Annotated in this window: 2 protein-coding genes; both read left to right on the top strand. The window is 58.8% G+C overall.

Annotated elements, in window-relative coordinates; all coding sequences use genetic code 11:
- Positions 1–507, top strand: a 507-nt coding sequence (locus tag Q362_RS21715) for a TonB-dependent receptor domain-containing protein (RefSeq protein WP_035217177.1), incomplete at its 5' end; no start/stop codon positions are given.
- Between the two features lie 232 nt (positions 508–739).
- On the top strand, positions 740–1,054 hold a 315-nt coding region (locus Q362_RS21720; protein ID WP_035217179.1), incomplete at its 3' end, for a hypothetical protein.

Below are 1,054 nucleotides of genomic sequence, written 5' to 3' on the forward strand. Positions count from 1 at the left end.
ACGATCGAGCGGGTCGGTGGCGGTGGCGGTGCGGTGACCAAGATCTGGAACAACCCGGATACGGTCTACTCCAAGGGATGGGAGTTCCGGATTGGCTGGGGCATTGCCCAGTATGACACCACCCTGGCGTTCACCCATATCGATATTGAGGACCAATACGGCAACCCGGTATCTGTTCTTCGGAGAAAGGCCGCGTCCATGGGTGATCGGTTGGTTTGGGATAACCGCTGGCAGATTCGGCCCAATGTCGCCGCCGGCTGGACCTGGACGTGGGTCAGCAACCTGGAAGATGCTGTTTCGGGAGAAGCGGGGGCAAGGGCAGGCTATACCGTGCTCGATTTGCAGGCCGCCTGGCGGCCTGCGCAATATCCGGATCTGCGCTGTGCGGTGATGCTGCGGAATGTGCTCGACCATCGGTATAGCGAGCACACATCCATTGCCGGTGACAACGGGACTCTTCTGGAACCCGGCCGTGAACTTCGGTTCATGGTGATGTACCGGTTTTAGGAGAGGGCGGCCAGGGCATTTCGCCAAACCCTGTCCGGTAGATGCCCGGACGGGGTGAGCGGTGCTGATGGTCCCGCGCGGGAGCGGCGGGTTGCTGGGGGACGTGTGCGTTTTTTTGTTAGTCTAAATTAAAAATTTTATAATTGCTGATATTTTTTCATCAAGTTGAACCGTGTGGGCGTGGTGTGAGATGTCGCACGGCGACAGTGCATCGAATGGCAGAGGAGGGATTATGCAGGACAAGGCGGCGCAAGGTGCGAACCTTGGCACAACGGGTGGTGTGGTTTCATGGAACAACAGGAGACATACTCTGTTCGGCCAGCGATGGCCGCTGGTCGGAACAGTCTGTTCGCTTCTGTTGGGATCGGGGGCTGTCACGGCAGGGATCAGTTTTGCGCAGACGTCTGATCCGGTCATCGCAGCGCAACAGGAGGCCAAAACGGGAAAAGAGGTCACCGTTCTACCGGTGATGACGGTGAAGGACATGGGTGGGAGCGGCACGCGGACGATTCCGACGGATGTGCTGCAGCGGACCCAGGCGCTGGAC

Origin of the sequence: Desulfobulbus elongatus DSM 2908 (genome assembly GCF_000621145.1) — a bacterium.
Classification (GTDB): Bacteria; Desulfobacterota; Desulfobulbia; order Desulfobulbales; family Desulfobulbaceae; genus Desulfobulbus; species Desulfobulbus elongatus.